Consider the following 16,947-nt stretch of genomic DNA (forward strand, 5'->3'; position numbering starts at 1 on the left):
GGGCTTGACCGATCTCAAGGTTGTGACCGGGCAGCGCATCAGAAGTTTATCGGCAGCAGGCGGGACGACTTGCAGTCGTTGCGCGGCTGTCCGGTTGATGCAGGGTAGTTTGGGGGTGATGCGGCATCTTTCAAGGCGCTAAATGGCAAGATTTAGCGGATAGTCGGCCTTCGATTCTGTGCCGCACTGACATACACTGCGCGGCCGTTTTTTAACCGGAACTTGAAAGACATGAACAACGCATCTCCAGCCCGTGCCGTTGGTATCGATTTTGGCACGTCCAACTCTACTGTCGGCTGGCTGCGCCCCGGCGTGGAAACGCTGATCGCGCTGGAGGACGACAAGATCACCCTGCCCTCGGTGGTGTTCTTCAACATGGAAGAACGCCGCCCGGTGTACGGCCGGCTGGCGCTGCACGAGTACCTGGAAGGCTACGAAGGCCGCCTGATGCGCTCGCTCAAGAGCTTGCTGGGCTCCAAGCTGATCAAGCACGACACCAGCGTTCTCGGCACGGCGATGCCGTTCAAGGACCTGCTGGGGCTGTTCATCGGTCAATTGAAGAAGCGCGCCGAGACAGCCGCCGGTCGGGAATTCGAAGAAGTGGTGCTGGGTCGTCCGGTGTTTTTTGTCGATGACGACGAAATGGCTGACCAGGAAGCAGAAAACACCCTGGTAGACGTGGCCCGCGCCATCGGCTTCAAGGAAGTGTCGTTCCAGTACGAACCGATTGCGGCGGCGTTCGACTACGAGTCGACCATCGAAAAAGAAGAGCTGGTGCTGATCGTCGACATCGGCGGTGGTACCTCCGACTTCTCGCTGGTGCGCCTGTCACCGGAGCGTCGCACCCACGACAACCGCCACGACGACATCCTCGCCACCGGCGGCGTACACATCGGCGGGACCGACTTCGACAAGCAGCTGAGCCTGCAAGGCCTGATGCCGCTGTTCGGCTACGGCAGCCGGATGAAGAGTGGCGCCTACATGCCCACCAGCCACCACATGAACCTGGCGACCTGGCACACCATCAACTCGGTGTATTCGCAGAAGTCGACTCTGGCCCTGGGCAGCATGCGCTACGACATCGAAGACACCGGCGGCATCGATCGCCTGTTCAAGCTCATCGAACAGCGCGCCGGGCACTGGCTGGCGATGGAAGTGGAAGAAACCAAGATCCAGCTGACCCACGCCGACAGCCGTCACGTGCCGCTGGACCGTATCGAAGCCGGCCTGAGCGTCGAACTGAGCCGCGCCCTGTTCGAATCGGCCATCGACAACCTGCTGGAGCGCGTGCGCAACAGCGTCACCCAGTTGCTGGCTGACGCCAATGTGCGGGTGGATCAGGTGGATACGGTGTTTTTCACCGGGGGTTCGAGCGGGATTCCGGCATTGCGCAACAGCGTCTCGGCGATGCTGCCGAATGCGCGGCATGTGGAAGGGAACATCTTTGGCAGTATCGGCAGCGGTCTGGCGATCGAGGCTGCAAAACGCTATGGCCCGCTGGGCTGATCCGATCCTCTGTGGCGAGGGGGCTTGCTCCCGTTGGACTGCGTAGCAGTCCCATTTTTAGGGCCGCTTCGCGCCCCAGCGGGAGCAAGCTCCCTCGCCACAATCAGATCAACCGCCCATCAAACCATCCCCACCTGCTTCAACTCGCTTTTCAAATACGCGTAATAAATCGGCCCAGCCACCACCCCCGGCAGGCCGAACGCGGCCTCGAACACCAGCATTGCCAACAGCAACTCCCACGACTTGGCACTGATCTGCCCGCCGACGATGCGCGCGTTGAGGAAGTATTCGAGCTTGTGGATGACAATCAGGTAACCCAGCGCCGCCATGGCCACCCAGATCGACAGCGACAGGCCGACGATGGTGATCAGGGTGTTCGACATCAGGTTGCCGATCACCGGCAACAGGCCAAGCAGGAACGTCAGGACGATCAGGGTTTTGGTCAGCGGCAAACTGATGCCGAACATCGGCAGCACCACCGCCAGGAAGATCCCGGTGAAGAAGGTGTTGAGCAGGGAAATCTTGATCTGCGCGAACACGATGTTGCGAAAGGCCTGGACCAGCAGATGCAAACGATCGAACAGCGCGGCGGCCAGGGGCTTGCGCTTGGTCAGGTCGGGAATACGCTGCAAAGCGATGATCGCCCCCAGCACCATGCCGATCAACAGCGTCACGAACATGTGCGCCGCGTCCTTGCCCACCAATTGCAAATCGCTCAGGTGCTTGCTGACCCATTCGCCAATCGCCACGCGAAACTCGGCGGCGCTGGCCGGCAGATAGGCGTCGATGAACGGCGGAAGCTGACCCCGGGCGCGATCGACCACGCCCATGAATTTGTCCAGGGAAGCCCCGGGATTTTCCGCTTCGTGCAACAGGAAACTGATGGCGCCGGCGAAGATCAGCGTCAGCACACTGACAATCAACGTCCCCAGCAGTGCCACCGCCAGCCAGCGCGCTCGCCGGCCTTCGATCAGCCGCTGCAATTGCGGAGTGAGCATGTTGACCAGTTCGAACACCAGCAACCCGGCCAGCAGGCTGGGCAGCAAACGCAGCGGGATCACCAGCAGCAGTCCGCCAAAGATAATGACCCAGCTGATGATCAGCAAAACTTGACGCTGAGAAAACGTTGGCATACTGCCTCAAAACGAACGGCGTAAAAGGATTGGCAGTCTGCCAGCGATCCGGTGTCAGCACTAGGGATTGTGTGGGGCGAACGTGGTCGGGGGTTGATCTGCTTTTTGCAGCGCCGGTTCCGGCTCCATCGCGGGCAAGCCCGCGCCCACGAGTCTGCGGTTGATCAGGGAAATCGAGTTCAACAGAGAAACCTGTGGGAGCGGGCTTGCCCGCGATGAGGCTTCACAGCCCCCACAAATCCCGCTGAATGTTTATTTCTTCTTCAGACAATCACTCATGAACGCCTTGCGCTCATCGCCCTTCAAGGCTTTGGTGGCCGCATCGGCGTTGCAGGTTTTCATTTTCTCTTGCTGCGGGGTCAAGGCAGTGCCGGCATCGTTGGCGGCCGGGGTGGCTTTGAGACAATTGCTCATGAAGGCCTTGCGCTCATCGCCCTTGAGGGTTTTTGCGGTCGCCTCAGCGTTGCAGGTGGTCATTTTGTTCTGCTGGTCAGTTGCGGCGAAGCCTTGGGAACAGAGCAGCAAACCGACCATCAACAAAGGGGCACGCATGATCTTCATGGAGTTTTCTCCTTATCGCCGCACCGAGCGATGCGGCATTCACCCAGAGTGTAGTCAAGCGTTGTTACACCTTCCTCCGGGTGGTCATTGGCCGGTTGCGCGAGCCGCTCCCTCAAGCGTCTGGTGTTCTGCGTGCGGCTGAGGAGCGGCGCATGGATCGCCGATAATAGTCAGGCGAACAACCCGCTTGACGCTGGAACATCGCAATAAATGCCGAAGCCGTGCTGTAGCCCATGTCGAAAGCAACTTCCTGAATACTGCGATGACTGTCCAGCGCTTCAATCGCGGCCAGAAATCGCAGCCGCTGGCGCCACTCACCAAAGCTCATGCCCAACTCGCGGACAAACTGCCGCGCCAGTGTCCGTTCGCTGACGTGAACCTGCGCCGCCCAATGCGCCAAAGGCCGGTTGTCACCCGGTTCGGCTTGCAGGGCTTCGCAGATGCCCAGCAGTCCCGGCGTGCAGGCATAGGGCAGGTAACATTCATGCACCGGCGCCTGTTGCAACTGGTCCACCAGGACCTGGGCCAGGCGTTTATCCGCGGCGAGCTCGGGAATCTTTACGTCACGGGCGGCGAAGTCCTTGAGGATCGACTTGAGGATGTCACTGATGGCGAGCGTGCAGGCCTGTTGCGGTAGATCATCACAGACCGCCGGCGCCAGGCAGACCGCACGGTAATTGATCGGCTGATGGCTGTAGAAACTGTGCTCGACTTCGGGCGGCACCCACACCGCGTATTGCGGCGGCGAGAGGAAACGGCTGCCGTCGACATCCATGTGTAAGACCCCGTGGGCCGCATATTCCAGCGTGCCCCAGGGATGCCGGTGCGCCGAAGCGTATTCATGGGTGCCGAAGTCGGCATAACGGAAGTACACCGGGGCCGGCAGTTCGCTGAAATCCAGCAGGTCGATGTGTTTACTGGTCATGCTGTCCGGAATCAAGGGCGGGTTGTCTGGATCGGAGTATAGGCTTGCATCCAGACAGTGGATAATTGCGCTTCATTAACGTTCTGGTTTTTCTCGATGCAATACGCTTATCCCCTGCTGGCCATTTTTATCTGGGCCGGCAACACCGTGATCACCAAAATGTCGGCCGGGGCGATTTTCCCCGCCGAGATCGGTTTCTATCGCTGGCTGCTGGCCGGTTTGCTGTTCACGCCTTTCATGCTCAAGCCTGTGATTGCCCATTGGCCGCAGATTCGCCCGAACCTGGGCAAGATTTTCATCCTCGGCGTGCTCGGCATGGCGGTTTATCAGAGCCTGGCGTATTTCGCCGCGGCCCTGACCTCGGCCACCAACATGGGCATCATTCTGTCGTTGATGCCGTTGATGTCCCTCGCCATGGCGATCATCAGTCTCGGCCAGCGCCTGACCGCCGGCGCACTGGCCGGGGCGGTACTGTCGTTCGCCGGGGTGTTGGTGGTCGTGTCCTCCGGCAGCCTCGGCTTGCTGCTGGAACATGGCGTGAACCTGGGCGACGCGATGATGCTGGTCGCCACGCTGGCCTACGCGGTATACAGCACCTTGCTGAAGAAATGGCAGCTGAAATTGCCGCCGCTGGTGTTGTTGTATTTGCAGGTGCTGGTGGCGGTGGTGGTGCTGTTTCCGCTGTTTCTTGCCTCGCCGAAAATCGGTCCGACCTTGCACAATATTCCGCTGGTGCTGTACGCCTGCCTGTTGGCTTCGATGGTCGCGCCATTGGCGTGGATGCAGGCGGTGGTGCGCCTGGGGCCGAGCCGGACGGTGATGTTTTTCAATTTGCTGCCGGTGATGACTGCGCTGATCGCGGCCGTGGTGCTGCATGAGCAACTGGCGCTGTATCACCTGGTGGGCGGGGTGCTGACGTTGGGCGGGGTGATTGTTTCGGAACGTTGGACGACGGTGTTGGGGCGCGCGTAATACTTTTGTGGCGAGGGCGCTTGCTCCCTCGCCACAGGCGGCCTAGAGCCCTGCTGCATTCAGCCGGGCCGCATGCTCGACGAACAATCTGATCGGCTCGGCGCCCTTACCCACCAGCCCCAGTGACTGGTTGACGATGTCGAAATGATCCAGCGGATACTCATCGCCAATCACCGTTCCCAGGTGCGAGCTGTAGCGGCCAACCATTCCGTCGCAATGCCCGGCCTCACGCACGAAGGTTTTGGCGAACAGCCGGCAACTGCGATTGGTGCCATCGAGCAGGTTGCGCCCGCGATCGGTCTTGCCCGGTTGCAGGGTCCCGGACCAGGAGTAGTAACGCACCCCGTTCACCTCCTCCGGACCGTGCCCGCCCCACGTTTCGGGCAGGCCCTGTGGATAACGCTGGTTGAACAGCGCGACGCCCTCAGTGGTGAGTGAATGGTGGGAGCCATGAATGTCCACCGGCAATTTCGGCCCGCGATAACCGGTGTCCAGCCAGCACATCACGGCGCTGATGATGCGCAGCAAAAAGGTCAGCAAGCGGCCTTTGGTACTGTCATGGGGATAGTGTCGGTGCAGGTAGTCCGCCAGTTCCGAACCATGGTTCGGCCCCGCGACCGACGTCACCGAGGCGACCAGGTCCGGGCGCTTGGCCGCCGCGTAACGGGCGGTCAGCGAGCCCTGGCTGTGGCCGATCAAGTTGACTTTCTGCGCCCCTGTCTCGCGCAGAATCTCTTCGATCCGCACCAACAGCTGCTCACCCCGCACTTCATTGGAGTTGAGCGGCGAAACCTGGATAGCGAAAACGGTCGCACCACCACGGCGCAACGCATCGACGATGCCGTACCAATACGGATAAAGCACCAGACGGATAAACCCGAGCATTCCCGGGACCAGCACCATTGGGTAGCGCGGGGCAGAACCTTGCGACATGGGCGGACATCCTTGTGATCGAGAGGTGACGCAAGGCGTGATGCAAGACATCCGCCAAGCATCGCCAGCGAAGATGACAACTCGACGACCAGTCTATGACATCCGCCCTACTTCAGCCCAACCACGCCCGCGACAATCAGCCCCACTGACAACAACTTGACCGCCGTCAGGCTTTCACCCAGTAGTGCAAAGCCGAGAAACACCGTGCCCAGCGAACCGATGGCCGTCCAGATCGGGTAGGCAATGCTCACCGGCAACTCACGCATGGCCAGGGTCAAGAAGTAGATCCCGCCCACCGCGGCCACCACGGTGATCAGCGATGGCCAGGGCCGGGTGAAGCCTTCGGCGTACTTCATGCCCATGGCGAACGTGACTTCGAACCCGGCGGCGATCAGTAAAAACAGCCAGGCCATCTAGAATGCCCTGGCCAGCGCGAGCAAGCGCTGTTCGGCCTCGGCGGCGGACACCGCGAAAGTGCGCGCCTCGGACTCTTCGCCCTCGGCCGCAACCACCGTGACGTCCGTGATGCCAATGAAACCCAGCGCCGTGCGCAGCAAGGGATCGGCGTGATTCATCGCTTCCAGTTCGCCGCCCGGACCAAAACCGAAGCCGCCGCGACTGGTGACGATCAAGGCCTTTTTACCCTGCACTAGCGGCTCGTATTGGGCGATACCGTTGTCGAGGGTGTGATTGAAGGTCAGGCCGAGCCGCACGATCTGATCGATCCAGGCCTTCAAGCCACTGGGCACGCTGAAGTTGTGCATCGGCGTAGAAATCACCAGTAGATCGTGGCCGAGCAATTCCCCGACCAGCTCATCGCTGAACGCCAGGTCCGCCTGCATCGACAATGGCCGGGCGTTGGGTTCGGGATAAAACGCGGCAGCCACAAATGCTTCGTTGACCGGCGGAATGAGCGCCCGCCCGACTTCACGACGGGTCAGCTGCACCTGCGGATTACGCGCCTGCAACGCCGACAGGAACACCTCGGCCAAGCGCCGCGAGTGGGAACGCTCACCCCGTGGGCTGGCATGAACAGCAAGAATTTTACTCATCTGAATCTCCTCAAGGGCTAGACTGAATACACTTGTGGCTTGCAGCTTGAAGCTCTCAGCTGCTTTCATTCAAATGAGCAAAAATCAGTCCGGATGAATCCATTTCATCCATGGAGCATTCAATGTTTGCCTCGTTGCCGCTGACCGCCCTGCGCGCCTTTGAATCCGCCTCGCGCCTGCTGAGCTTCAAGGCCGCCGCCGAAGAACTGTCGGTGACACCGACGGCGGTGTCTCATCAGATCCGCTCGCTGGAAACCTGGCTCGGCGTGCCGCTGTTCGAGCGCCTGCCCCGCAGAGTGCGCCTGACGGAATGCGGCGAACGGCTGTTCCACAGCCTGCACGGGGCTTTTCTCGATGTGGCGCAAAGCGTCGACACCCTGCGACCGCAGCGCAGCGGCACCAGTCTGACGATCTCCACCACCGCCGCCTTCGCCGCCCTGTGGCTGGTGCCACGGCTGGGCCGCTTTTACGCTCGGCACCCGAACATCAACGTTCGCCTCGACACCCATTGCGACGTCATCGACCTGCATCAGGACGCCAGCGTCGACCTGGTGGTGCGCTACAGCCTTGATGACTACCCGAACCTGTACGGTTTGTGCCTGTTCGATGAGTTCTTTGGCGTCTATGGCTCGCCCGAGCAAGTGGCGCTGGCGTCAACCCGCGTACCGACGCTGATCAGCGTGCACTGGCACAACTCCAAGCTCTATGCCCATGGCTGGGAGGCCTGGTGCGCACAATCCGGCGAGACATGGCTGAGCGGCCAGCCCGCCGTGCGTGAATACGACGAAGAGCATTACGCCCTGCAAGCGGCCATCGCCGGGCAAGGCCTGGTGCTGGCGAGCAATATTCTGGTGTCGGAAAGTGTCGCCAACCGGTTGCTGTTGCCTTATCGGGGCGATGTGCAAGTAGATGGCGCCGGTTACAGCGCCCTGTGCGTACCCGGTCGCGAGCGGCATCCGCCGGTGCGGGCGTTTTTTGCCTGGTTGCGTGAAGAGGCGTTGGCGTCGGGGCATGCGCTGGCATGAAAGGCCGCTATCGCGAGCAGGCTGGCTCCCACATGGGTTCTGCGAACACAGATCCCCTGTGGGAGCGAGCCTGCTCGGGCGGCGTTCCGACGATGAGGCCCTGACAGGCGCCCGATTATTTTGTTGGCTTGACGGTGACCGGTGCCTTGCCCGATTTCATCTGCTCCAGCAACGGCGCGCATTGATTCGGCTCGCCGCCGCTCGGCGCCACCAGCGCCAGCAGCCCCGCCGCCGGAGCAGCGATCACGCCCAGCGCAACCATTCCGGCGCCGCGCAACATCAGCGGCACCGCTTTCACGCCTGCGTCGGGCTTGATGAACTTGCCACGCACGTACAGCGGTGAACGCAGCGAGATCAAACGCCAGCCTTTGGATTCCGGGGTAATGGTCAAGTCCAGTTGCTCGGTGGCCATGTTCGCCGTGCCATCGATATAGATGATCGCGTTCTCGGTATCGAAGACGAACAATCGCGTCGTCGCCAGACCGTTCTTGATGTCGAAGTCGGACGCGGCGCAATTGATCTTCACTTCCTTGTCACCGAAGATTTTGCCCACCACATAGTTGCCCACGTTCAACCCCGCGAGCTCCATCAACTCGCGGCTGATGGCGCCGTCGTTGATCAGCATTTTCAGGTTGCCGTTGGCACTGCCCAGCAGTTTGGCCACTGAGTTGCCGCGACCGGTGATGTCGGCATCGCCGTTGAGCTCACCGAAACTGGTTTTCATCGGCTCGAAGGTCGGGAACAACTGCTTGAGCTTGAAGCCGCGCGCGGTGAGTTTCGCCCGGCCTTCCAAGGGCTCGGTGCGACCGTTGAGGCGGATCTGCGCATCCAGCTTGCCGCCCGCGACGCCAAAACGCAGCGGTTCAAGACTAAGGACACCGTCGGTCAGCACCAGATGGGTGTAGAGATCATTGAACGGCAATTTCTCGCTGTGCACGATGCGCTTGCCGGTGAACTCGACGTCGGCGTCCATATCGCGCCAGCGTTCAGTCTTGAACGCTTCGACCGGCAACACCTTGTCCGTCGGTTGCTTGCTTTCGCCACCACGGGCCTTTTGCTCGGTATTGGAATCGGCACCGATCAACGGGGCGAGGTCGGCAAACAGCAATTGATTGGAAAGCAGTGAGCCACTGAGTTTTGGCCGAGGCTGGCCGGCGACGTAAGTCAGGTTGCCGTGAATGTCACTTTCGCCAATCTTGCCGTTGAATTCTTCATAGCGGAACACCGCACCGCCAGGCTCGTTCAGCTTGGCGATCAGGTGTCCGTCGGTGGCATACGGCGGGGTATCCGGCAGGGTCACGCCCGTCAGCGGGTAGAGATTACCCAGGCTGGTGCCGGCCAGTTTGAGGCGCAGGTCCAGGGCGCCAAGGTTCATCGGGTCGGTCAGGGTGCCCGCCAGCTCGACACGGGTATCACCGATTTTCGCCTGTGCCTGCAGGGGAAACGGCCGGTTCGCATCCTGCAATGCCAGCAGTCCGCCGATTTTGCCCTGGCCCGCGAGTTTCTGGCCGTGATATTGGCCTTTGACCTTCAGGCCAAACGCATAGTCCATGGGGGCTGCACCCTCGTCCGAGGCTTTTTTCGCGGCGTTGTCGCCGACGATGTCGCTGAAGGGAATCGGCTTGCCCAACGGGTCGATCAGCAGGTCGAGCTGCGTCTTCAGGTTTTGATCGTCAAGAGTGACATGGCCCTTGTCGAAGCCTATCGCACCGATGTCCACAACCCACGGCGAAGGTTCGGCGTTCGGGTCTTTAGGGTCGAACTTGAACACCCAGTTGGCACGCCCATCAGCCAAGCGCTGCAGCTCGGCATTGGGTTCAGTGAGATCGATGCGCGGGATGACCACACGCTGCCCCAATAAGGCCAACGGCGAAATGCGCAATTCGACTCGCTTGAGGCTGGCCATCTGCGGCGTTTTCGACCAGTCCGGGTTGCCAAGGGTCAGGTCTTCGGCCACCACATGCGGCCATGGCACCCAGGCCCGCCAGCCGCCTTCGTCAAGCTCGCGACGCCAGACCACCGCCAGGTTGCCGTTGATGGCGAATGGCCGATGCAATTCTTCGGAGACTTTGGCATTGAGGGGTGGCTTGATCCGGTTCCAGTCGAAAAACACGATGATCAGCACCAGCACCGCCAGCAATACAACGAGGGTGGCCATGGTCCAGGCGATAATTCTACGGGGGCGCGTCATTGCACAAAACTCCTGATACGACTGAACGCCCCGACGGCGACGCCCATAAGAAACGCCAGGCCAAACCGGCCCGCTATGAAATCTACGACTGAAAAACGGCCGGCAGGTTTAATCGAATAACCGATTTTGCCGCAGTCCAACCCCCGATTGCCGCCCTCTACCCTCCTGCCACGTTACCGGCCCCGCACTTTTGCGTGGCGCGAGTGAGTCGAAAATACCCACCTCGGTGCAAAAGCAACGGCCGCAAAGCCCCGATTTACAAGGCCTGCAGAGAACAATCAATTCCGTTGATTATTAACATTGCGTTTATGAACTTTTATATCGACTTATCGAGAGTAGCATTGCCCTCGTACCCAATTTATCGCCCCCCTACGGAGCACCCCATCATGAAACGCCAATTACTGCTTAGTCTTACCCTCTCCATGCTGGCCAGCACTGCTTTTGCCCTGCCAGCCGCAGAACAGGCTACTCCACAAGCCAAAGACCACCATTCGGTATTCAGCCAAACCGTCGCTGCCGATGGTTCCGACCGCACTCCAGGTCAAACCCTGGCTGAAGGCGGTAACGACCGCCTGAAAGAAAAAAACCTGATCACTGAAGACGGCTACGACCAAACCCCACAAGGTCAAGCTGTTGCTGCTGACGGTTCCGATCGCACCCCAGGCCAAACCCTCGCTGCTGACGGTTCCGACCGCACCCCGGGCCAAACCCTCGCTGCTGACGGTTCCGATCGTACCCCAGGCCAAACACTGGCTGCTGACGGTTCCGACCGCACCCCTGGCCAGACACTGGCTGAAGGCGGTGGTGACCGTGTGATCGAACGCAACAGCGCTATGAGCTGAGCCCATGGCGGCCCTGAAAAAAAGCCCAATCACCGGATTGGGCTTTTGACTTTCTGGATGTAGCACTTGTAGAAGTCGAATAACTTCCCCGTTCGATCTCCCTATCCCCGTTCGACGCCAGCGAAGCCGATTTGCTAGAGTGCGCCGCTGTCCTACTTCAGAAAACACCCTTGCGATGCTGCCCCGCGCCGAACAGAAGCAACAAACCCGCAACGCCTTGATGGACGCTGCCCGTCATTTGATGGAAGGCGGCCGGGGATTCGGCAGCCTGAGCCTGCGCGAAGTGGCGAAAACAGCCGGGATCGTGCCCACCGGTTTCTATCGGCATTTCGCCGACATGGACGAACTGGGCCTGGTGCTGGTCAGCGAAGTGGGTCAGACCTTCCGCGAAACCATTCGCCTGGTGCGGCACAACGAGTTCGTCATGGGCGGCATTATTGATGCGTCGGTGCGGATCTTTCTCGATGTGGTCAGCGCCAACCGTTCGCAATTTCTGTTTCTGGCCCGCGAGCAGTACGGTGGCTCGCTGCCGGTGCGCCAGGCGATTGGTCGCCTGCGCGAAAACATCAGCTCGGACCTGGCGGCGGACCTGTCGCTGATGCCCAAGCTGCAACACCTCGACATCGCCGGTTTGAGCGTCATGGCCGACCTGATCGTCAAAAGCGTGTTTGCCACCCTGCCGGACATTATCGACCCACCGGCCGAGGCACTGCCTGAACACCTGACGCCCCAGGCGAAGATCACCCAGCAATTGCGCTTCATCTTTATCGGCCTGAAACATTGGCAGGGTCTCGGCAGCACCGAGTGATGCCCTAAAAGATCGCAGACTGCGATCTTTTTTTGCGCCGCAAATTGGTGCATTCCAAAACCGCAACGCACCAACATCACCCAAAACCTATGCCCCACGCGCGCCAGTCCTACCTTTCCGACAGGCATTTCCTACACTTCCCCCGATTGGCAAGCCCCTTGCTCTAGCCTCAGCATTGTCCATTGCTGGAAGCTTTCCGATGCTGGTGATTCATCGCAGAATCGACCCTCAACCCGTTTGGGCCGCCGAGTTGCACCTGACGTTCGAAGCCAGGAGCAAAAGCCGTTTGCGCTGTTTCAGTGCCGAGGGTGAAGACGTCGGGTTGTTTTTGGAGCGCGGGCAATCGCCGTTGTACGACGGCGAGTGTCTACAGGCCGAAGACGGCCGCATCGTCCGCGTCTGTGCCCGCCCCGAACAGCTGCTACACGTCACCTGCGCCAATGCCTTCGAACTGACCCGCGCCGCGTATCACTTGGGCAATCGCCACGTGGCCCTGCAGGTCGGTGACGGCTGGCTGCGCCTGCTCGACGATTACGTGCTCAAGGCCATGCTCGAACAACTGGGCGCCCACGCCGAAAGCATCGAAGCCCCGTTCCAGCCGGAACACGGTGCCTACGGTGGCGGCCATCACCACTCGCGTCACGGCGATGAAGATTTCAATTACCCGCCCAAGCTGCATCAGTTCGGCGTGCGCCTGTGAATCCCGCATGGGCGTTGCTGCGTTTGGCCAGTCCGCAATTGCCGATTGGCGGCTACAGCTATTCCCAAGGGCTGGAAATGGCGGTGGAGAATGGCCGCGTCCACGATTCTGACAGCGCGCGACGCTGGATCAGCGATCAATTGCTGCTCAACCTCGCCCGCTTCGAGGCCCCGCTGCTGCTCGCCCATTGCGCAGCCGCCGCCGAGGAAAACTGGTGCGAACTGCTGCAACGTTGCGAAGAACACCGCGCCAGCCGCGAAACCCGCGAACTGCATCAGGAAAGCCGGCAGATGGGTTATTCCCTGCAACAGCTGCTTAACGGCCTGCCAGAACTCGATGCAGCCGCCCGCGCCTTCCTTGAGCAACGCCCCGAACCCCACCTGGCCTTGGGCTGGGCGCTGGCCGCCCGTGCCTGGCAAATCAGCCCGCAGGACGCGCTGGCCGCCTGGCTCTGGAGCTGGCTGGAAAACCAACTGGCGGTGCTGATGAAAACCCTGCCGCTGGGCCAGCAAGCCGCCCAGCGCCTGACCAGCGAACTGCTGCCGCTGCTGCAACAAGCCCAGCAGGACGCCAGCCAGATCAACCCCGAACACTTTGGCAGCGCCGCGTTTGGCCTGTCCCTGGCGTGTATGGCCCACGAGCGCCAGTACAGCCGTCTGTTCCGTTCCTAGGGCCTGTTATTTTGGAGAACCACATGAACACACAACCTTTGCGCGTCGGCATCGGCGGCCCGGTCGGCTCCGGCAAGACCGCCCTGACCCTGGCCCTGTGCCTGGCCCTGCGCGACCGTTACAACCTGGCCGTTGTGACCAACGACATCTATACCCGCGAAGACGCCGATTTCCTGGTGCGCAACGAAGCGCTGGCACCGGAGCGGATCATTGGCGTGGAGACCGGCGGTTGCCCGCACACGGCGATTCGCGAAGACGCCTCGATCAATCTCGAAGCCGTGGACCAGCTCAACCGCCGCTTTCCGGGGCTGGACCTGATTCTGGTGGAGTCCGGTGGCGACAATCTATCGGCCACTTTCAGCCCGGAACTGTCGGACCTGACCATCTACGTGATCGACGTTTCCGCTGGCGACAAGCTGCCACGCAAGGGCGGGCCGGGTATCTGCAAGTCCGACCTGCTGGTGATCAACAAGATCGACCTGGCACCACTGGTGGGCGCATCGCTGACCCTGATGGACAGCGACACCACACGCATGCGCAACGGCAAGCCATTCGTCTTCAGCAACCAGAAAACCGGCCAAGGCCTGGAAGACATCATTGCCTTCATCGAACGCCAAGGCTTGCTGACGGCAGCCTGATCGACATTTATCAACAAGGAAGCTTATCCATGACACTGAAACGCATCCTGGCCGCCGCGGCCCTGCTGCTGACCCCGACCCTCGCTTTCGCCCACCCCGGCCACGGCGACAATGGCTTGATCGCCGGCATCAGCCACCCCATCGGCGGCCTCGACCACTTGCTGGCGATGCTCGCTGTCGGCCTGTGGGCGGCACAACAAAAAGGCGCCGCGCGCTGGGCGCTGCCGTGCACCTTCGTCGGGACCATGTTGCTCGGCGGCCTGTTGGGCTTTGAAGGGCTGAACCTGCCGGCACTGGAAAGCGGGATTGCCGCATCGGTGTTGGCGCTGGGCCTGGCGGTTGCGCTGGCGGTGCGTCCGCCGTTGAGCCTGGCGGTGGCTGCCACAGCGATGTTTGCCTTGTTCCATGGTGTGGCCCATGGCCTGGAGCTGCCAGACATGTCCAGCCCGTGGGCGTATGCCGTCGGGTTCGTGGCGGCGACTGCCGCGTTGCATGCGGCGGGTTATGCGTTGGTGCGGGTGTTGCCTCAGGCGGCGGCGCCGTTGGTGCGACTGGCAGGTGCGGCGTCGGCGGCGACCGGGGTCTGGTTGTTGGCCAGCTGATTTCTTTAGCGCCCGTTAAGGCTTCATCGCTGGCCAGCCAGCTCCCACAAGGGTTTGCACTTAACCTGTGGGAGCTGGCTGGCCAGCGATGGCGGCCTGACAAACAACACAGCTCTCAGGCCTGATAACATGTCGCGCAATCGCCCCTGCCGTGACGACGCCAGCCAATGCCGCATGTTCCCCGCTCCGCCTCCCAGCCTGAATTGACCAACCTGTTCGCCTCGGTGCAACAGCACTTCCAGGGCGTCATCGTGCCGCTCTGGCAAGGTCCCGGCTGGAATGCCGACATGGCATTGCCCTACGAAGCGCTGGACGCCGGGCACCAGCCGCTGCCACCGCAACGCTATCGGGCCATGGCCTGCGCGCGCCAGCTGTATCTGTTCGCCAGCCTGATCGGCCAGGTACCGGGCGCCGAAGAACGCGCGGCGGCGCTGTTCCGTTCCTTGCAACGGCACTTTCACGACGCCGAGCATGGCGGCTGGTTCTACAGCATCGATCCGCAGGGAGCGCCGCTGGATCAACGCAAAGACCTCTACACCCACGCCTTCATCCTGTTCGCCTGCGCCCATTACTGGGACAAGGTTCGCGAGCCACTGGTGGAATCGGTGCTCAACGCCGCGCTGGAAGTGATCGCCCGGCGTTTTTCCACAGGTGATGGCTTGTACGAAGCCAGCCTCGACAGAGACTGGTCGTCACTGGGCAGCGGCCCCCTGCAAAACCCGTTGATGCATTTGGCCGAAGCCTTCCTCGCGACCTTGTCGGTACGTGAAGACATTGCCGTGGAACGCGGGCTCGTCGAGTTATGCACAGCCATGCAGAAACGCTTTATCGATGCGCAACACGGCGTGTTGATGGAAAAGCCCTTGGGCGCTGTGGATAACTGGTTTGAGCCGGGGCACCAGTTCGAATGGTATTTCCTGCTGGAATCATCGGCGCTGCTGCGCGGCTCGAAATTGCATGCCTCACTGGAACGGGCCTTCGCCTTTACCGAGCAATTGGGCGTCGATCAAGCATCCGGTGCGGTGCGAGCCATGCTCGACCTCGGCCCTGACGGCGGCTCGCGAGATGCCACCCAGCGCATCTGGGCTCAGGCCGAATACCTGCGGGCGCTGACACTGCGTCCACACAGCGAAGCGGCGGTGTTGCGCCAGTTGCAGGCCTTGCAACAGCATTTCCTGCATGCCGGTGGCTGGCATGAGTGCCGCGACGCTCACGGCGCGGTCAGCCGTCGGGACATGCCGTCAACCACGCCTTATCACCTGGCGACCTGTTATTGCGGGTTGGCTGATTATCTGCGTTGACTTCCAGATAGCTATCGCGGGCCAGCCCGCTCCCACGGTGATTTCTTGCGTATGCACACCGCAAATCCTGTGGGAGCGGGCTTGCTCGCGATGGGCCGTTATGCGGTCTTAAGACTTGCGTTCGATAGCAAACCCGGCCCAGGTCTGGCTCACCGGCATCAGCTCCAGGCTGTTGATATTGATGTGCGCCGGGGCATTGAGGACCCAGAAAATGGTGTCGGCAATGTCTTGTGGCTGGATCGGCTCGGCACCAGCGTAGGTCGCGTTGTAACGCTCCTGATCACCGGCAAAACGCACCAGCGAAAACTCGCTTTCACACAGGCCCGGCTCAATGTTGCTGACCCGCACGCCCGTGCCTTGCAGGTCGCAGCGCAGGTTCAGGGAGAACTGTTTAACGAACGCCTTGGTGGCGCCATACACGTGGCTGCCCGGGTACGGATAGTTACCGGCGATGGAACCCAGGTTGATGATGCCCGCACCGCGACCGTGAGCGATCAGGCGCGGCAGCAGCAGGCGAGTGCTGTACATCAGGCCTTTGACGTTGGTGTCGACCATGGTGTCCCAATCATCGAGATCGCACTTGGGCGCCGGGTCAACACCCAGCGCCAGGCCGGCATTGTTGATCAGCCCGCGCAGTGTGGCGAAGGACGGCGGCAGGTTGGCAATGGCCTCTTCCATCGCCTTGCGATCCCGAACATCGAGCACCAGGCCGTGCACTTCGGTCTGCTTCGACAGCTCGGCGCACAGCGCATTGAGGCGTTCTTCACGACGGCCGGTCAGCACCAGTTTCCAGCCAGCCTCGGCAAAACGACGGGCACAGGCTTCACCAAAACCGGAAGTCGCGCCGGTAATAAACAGGGTGTTGGACATCGTGTTCTCCTTGCTTCGGCTGATCGCCAGCCATTGGAATAGAAAATCAGCAGCCAGCATGCCCGGCCACGCCCCTACCGGCAACCACGTCCCCCAGCGGCAGTTCCCACAGGGGTACATTCTGCTCAAAAATTGATCAGCACCGGGAAAGCCATACAGATCGTGGCTTGCAGCCATGTGCGCGCACGTTATCCACAGGCCGGTCCACAGTCTTTGG

Annotated in this window: 18 protein-coding genes; 10 read left to right on the top strand and 8 right to left on the bottom strand. The window is 61.1% G+C overall.

Annotation, left to right across the window (positions count from 1 at the left end; all coding sequences use genetic code 11):
* Positions 1-231: 231 nt before the first annotated feature.
* Positions 232-1,506, top strand: coding sequence for an Hsp70 family protein (locus M5G20_RS18505; protein WP_273920273.1), 1,275 nt, complete (start codon positions 232-234; stop codon positions 1,504-1,506).
* Positions 1,507-1,625: 119 nt separating this feature from the next.
* On the opposite strand, the gene M5G20_RS18510 is transcribed toward M5G20_RS18505, so the two are convergent.
* The 3 genes from M5G20_RS18510 to M5G20_RS18520 all read right to left on the bottom strand — a co-directional run bounded on the left by M5G20_RS18510 (position 1,626) and on the right by M5G20_RS18520 (position 4,125).
* The gene (locus M5G20_RS18510) at positions 1,626-2,639 is read right to left on the bottom strand and encodes an AI-2E family transporter (RefSeq protein WP_273920275.1); all 1,014 of its coding nucleotides are present in this window, start codon (positions 2,637-2,639) and stop codon (positions 1,626-1,628) included.
* Positions 2,640-2,891: 252 nt separating this feature from the next.
* Positions 2,892-3,200 carry a PsiF family protein gene (locus M5G20_RS18515; protein ID WP_150735748.1) on the bottom strand — a complete coding sequence of 103 codons (309 nt, stop codon included), beginning with the start codon at positions 3,198-3,200 and terminating at the stop codon, positions 2,892-2,894.
* Positions 3,201-3,312: 112 nt separating this feature from the next.
* Positions 3,313-4,125 (bottom strand): AraC family transcriptional regulator, encoded by an 813-nt coding sequence (locus M5G20_RS18520; protein ID WP_273920276.1) that lies wholly within the window; start codon positions 4,123-4,125, stop codon positions 3,313-3,315.
* Positions 4,126-4,221: 96 nt separating this feature from the next.
* On the opposite strand from M5G20_RS18520, the gene M5G20_RS18525 reads away from it, so the two are divergent.
* A complete protein-coding gene (locus tag M5G20_RS18525) occupies positions 4,222-5,097 on the top strand; it encodes a DMT family transporter (protein ID WP_150735750.1) in 876 nt (291 codons plus the stop codon).
* Positions 5,098-5,139: 42 nt separating this feature from the next.
* Here the strand turns inward: M5G20_RS18525 and M5G20_RS18530 are convergent, their stop codons facing one another.
* The 3 genes from M5G20_RS18530 to M5G20_RS18540 all read right to left on the bottom strand — a co-directional run bounded on the left by M5G20_RS18530 (position 5,140) and on the right by M5G20_RS18540 (position 7,082).
* Positions 5,140-6,030, bottom strand: a complete 891-nt coding sequence (locus M5G20_RS18530; protein ID WP_273920277.1) for an esterase/lipase family protein — start codon at positions 6,028-6,030, stop codon at positions 5,140-5,142.
* Between the two features lie 107 nt (positions 6,031-6,137).
* Positions 6,138-6,443 (bottom strand): DMT family transporter, encoded by a 306-nt coding sequence (locus tag M5G20_RS18535; RefSeq protein ID WP_218440591.1) that lies wholly within the window; start codon positions 6,441-6,443, stop codon positions 6,138-6,140.
* Positions 6,444-7,082, bottom strand: a complete 639-nt coding sequence (locus M5G20_RS18540) for an FMN-dependent NADH-azoreductase (protein ID WP_212625910.1) — start codon at positions 7,080-7,082, stop codon at positions 6,444-6,446.
* Positions 7,083-7,192: 110 nt separating this feature from the next.
* Here M5G20_RS18540 and M5G20_RS18545 point away from each other — a divergent pair, with 110 nt between their 5' ends.
* Entirely contained in the window at positions 7,193-8,107 is a 915-nt protein-coding gene (locus tag M5G20_RS18545) for a LysR substrate-binding domain-containing protein (RefSeq protein ID WP_273920278.1), read from the top strand.
* A 115-nt stretch (positions 8,108-8,222) separates the two neighbouring features.
* On the opposite strand, the gene M5G20_RS18550 is transcribed toward M5G20_RS18545, so the two are convergent.
* Positions 8,223-10,298 carry an AsmA family protein gene (locus tag M5G20_RS18550; protein ID WP_273920279.1) on the bottom strand — a complete coding sequence of 692 codons (2,076 nt, stop codon included), beginning with the start codon at positions 10,296-10,298 and terminating at the stop codon, positions 8,223-8,225.
* Positions 10,299-10,684: 386 nt separating this feature from the next.
* Here M5G20_RS18550 and M5G20_RS18555 point away from each other — a divergent pair, with 386 nt between their 5' ends.
* The 7 genes from M5G20_RS18555 (at position 10,685) to M5G20_RS18585 (ending at position 15,860) form a co-directional block, all read left to right on the top strand.
* On the top strand, positions 10,685-11,140 hold the full coding sequence (locus M5G20_RS18555; RefSeq protein WP_273920280.1) for a hypothetical protein: 456 nt from the start codon (positions 10,685-10,687) through the stop codon (positions 11,138-11,140).
* Positions 11,141-11,315: 175 nt separating this feature from the next.
* Positions 11,316-11,948, top strand: a complete 633-nt coding sequence (locus M5G20_RS18560) for a TetR family transcriptional regulator (RefSeq protein ID WP_150705404.1) — start codon at positions 11,316-11,318, stop codon at positions 11,946-11,948.
* Between the two features lie 199 nt (positions 11,949-12,147).
* On the top strand, positions 12,148-12,648 hold the full coding sequence (gene ureE, locus M5G20_RS18565) for an urease accessory protein UreE (protein WP_273920281.1): 501 nt from the start codon (positions 12,148-12,150) through the stop codon (positions 12,646-12,648).
* Complete coding sequence (locus M5G20_RS18570; RefSeq protein WP_273920282.1) at positions 12,645-13,319, top strand: urease accessory protein UreF; 675 nt, start codon at positions 12,645-12,647, stop codon at positions 13,317-13,319. The genes ureE and M5G20_RS18570 overlap by 4 nt, the downstream gene beginning before the upstream one ends.
* Positions 13,320-13,342: 23 nt before the next feature.
* Complete coding sequence (gene ureG / locus M5G20_RS18575; protein WP_056852405.1) at positions 13,343-13,957, top strand: urease accessory protein UreG; 615 nt, start codon at positions 13,343-13,345, stop codon at positions 13,955-13,957.
* Positions 13,958-13,986: 29 nt separating this feature from the next.
* Entirely contained in the window at positions 13,987-14,559 is a 573-nt protein-coding gene (locus tag M5G20_RS18580; RefSeq protein ID WP_273920284.1) for a HupE/UreJ family protein, read from the top strand.
* 167 nt (positions 14,560-14,726) lie between these two features.
* Entirely contained in the window at positions 14,727-15,860 is a 1,134-nt protein-coding gene (locus tag M5G20_RS18585; protein ID WP_273920285.1) for an AGE family epimerase/isomerase, read from the top strand.
* 108 nt (positions 15,861-15,968) lie between these two features.
* On the opposite strand, the gene M5G20_RS18590 is transcribed toward M5G20_RS18585, so the two are convergent.
* Positions 15,969-16,730 (bottom strand): SDR family oxidoreductase, encoded by a 762-nt coding sequence (locus M5G20_RS18590; RefSeq protein ID WP_150735761.1) that lies wholly within the window; start codon positions 16,728-16,730, stop codon positions 15,969-15,971.
* Positions 16,731-16,947 lie beyond the last annotated feature (217 nt).

The organism is Pseudomonas sp. TNT2022 ID1044 (assembly GCF_028656895.1).
GTDB classification, from domain to species: Bacteria; Pseudomonadota; Gammaproteobacteria; order Pseudomonadales; family Pseudomonadaceae; genus Aquipseudomonas; species Aquipseudomonas reinekei.

What these genes read in the sequence shown, in the direction of transcription:
- M5G20_RS18525 (WP_150735750.1), top strand. Translation starts at nt 4,222, where the DNA reads ATGCAATACGCTTATCCCCTGCTGGCCATTTTTATCTGGGCCGGCAAC.
- M5G20_RS18530 (WP_273920277.1), bottom strand. Translation starts at nt 6,030, where the DNA reads ATGTCGCAAGGTTCTGCCCCGCGCTACCCAATGGTGCTGGTCCCGGGA.
- M5G20_RS18560 (WP_150705404.1), top strand. Translation starts at nt 11,316, where the DNA reads ATGCTGCCCCGCGCCGAACAGAAGCAACAAACCCGCAACGCCTTGATG.
- M5G20_RS18580 (WP_273920284.1), top strand. Translation starts at nt 13,987, where the DNA reads ATGACACTGAAACGCATCCTGGCCGCCGCGGCCCTGCTGCTGACCCCG.
- ureE (WP_273920281.1), top strand. Translation starts at nt 12,148, where the DNA reads ATGCTGGTGATTCATCGCAGAATCGACCCTCAACCCGTTTGGGCCGCC.
- M5G20_RS18535 (WP_218440591.1), bottom strand. Translation starts at nt 6,443, where the DNA reads ATGGCCTGGCTGTTTTTACTGATCGCCGCCGGGTTCGAAGTCACGTTC.
- M5G20_RS18545 (WP_273920278.1), top strand. Translation starts at nt 7,193, where the DNA reads ATGGAGCATTCAATGTTTGCCTCGTTGCCGCTGACCGCCCTGCGCGCC.
- M5G20_RS18520 (WP_273920276.1), bottom strand. Translation starts at nt 4,125, where the DNA reads ATGACCAGTAAACACATCGACCTGCTGGATTTCAGCGAACTGCCGGCC.
- M5G20_RS18590 (WP_150735761.1), bottom strand. Translation starts at nt 16,730, where the DNA reads ATGTCCAACACCCTGTTTATTACCGGCGCGACTTCCGGTTTTGGTGAA.
- M5G20_RS18540 (WP_212625910.1), bottom strand. Translation starts at nt 7,082, where the DNA reads ATGAGTAAAATTCTTGCTGTTCATGCCAGCCCACGGGGTGAGCGTTCC.
- M5G20_RS18505 (WP_273920273.1), top strand. Translation starts at nt 232, where the DNA reads ATGAACAACGCATCTCCAGCCCGTGCCGTTGGTATCGATTTTGGCACG.
- M5G20_RS18585 (WP_273920285.1), top strand. Translation starts at nt 14,727, where the DNA reads ATGCCGCATGTTCCCCGCTCCGCCTCCCAGCCTGAATTGACCAACCTG.
- M5G20_RS18550 (WP_273920279.1), bottom strand. Translation starts at nt 10,298, where the DNA reads ATGACGCGCCCCCGTAGAATTATCGCCTGGACCATGGCCACCCTCGTT.
- ureG (WP_056852405.1), top strand. Translation starts at nt 13,343, where the DNA reads ATGAACACACAACCTTTGCGCGTCGGCATCGGCGGCCCGGTCGGCTCC.
- M5G20_RS18515 (WP_150735748.1), bottom strand. Translation starts at nt 3,200, where the DNA reads ATGAAGATCATGCGTGCCCCTTTGTTGATGGTCGGTTTGCTGCTCTGT.
- M5G20_RS18555 (WP_273920280.1), top strand. Translation starts at nt 10,685, where the DNA reads ATGAAACGCCAATTACTGCTTAGTCTTACCCTCTCCATGCTGGCCAGC.
- M5G20_RS18510 (WP_273920275.1), bottom strand. Translation starts at nt 2,639, where the DNA reads ATGCCAACGTTTTCTCAGCGTCAAGTTTTGCTGATCATCAGCTGGGTC.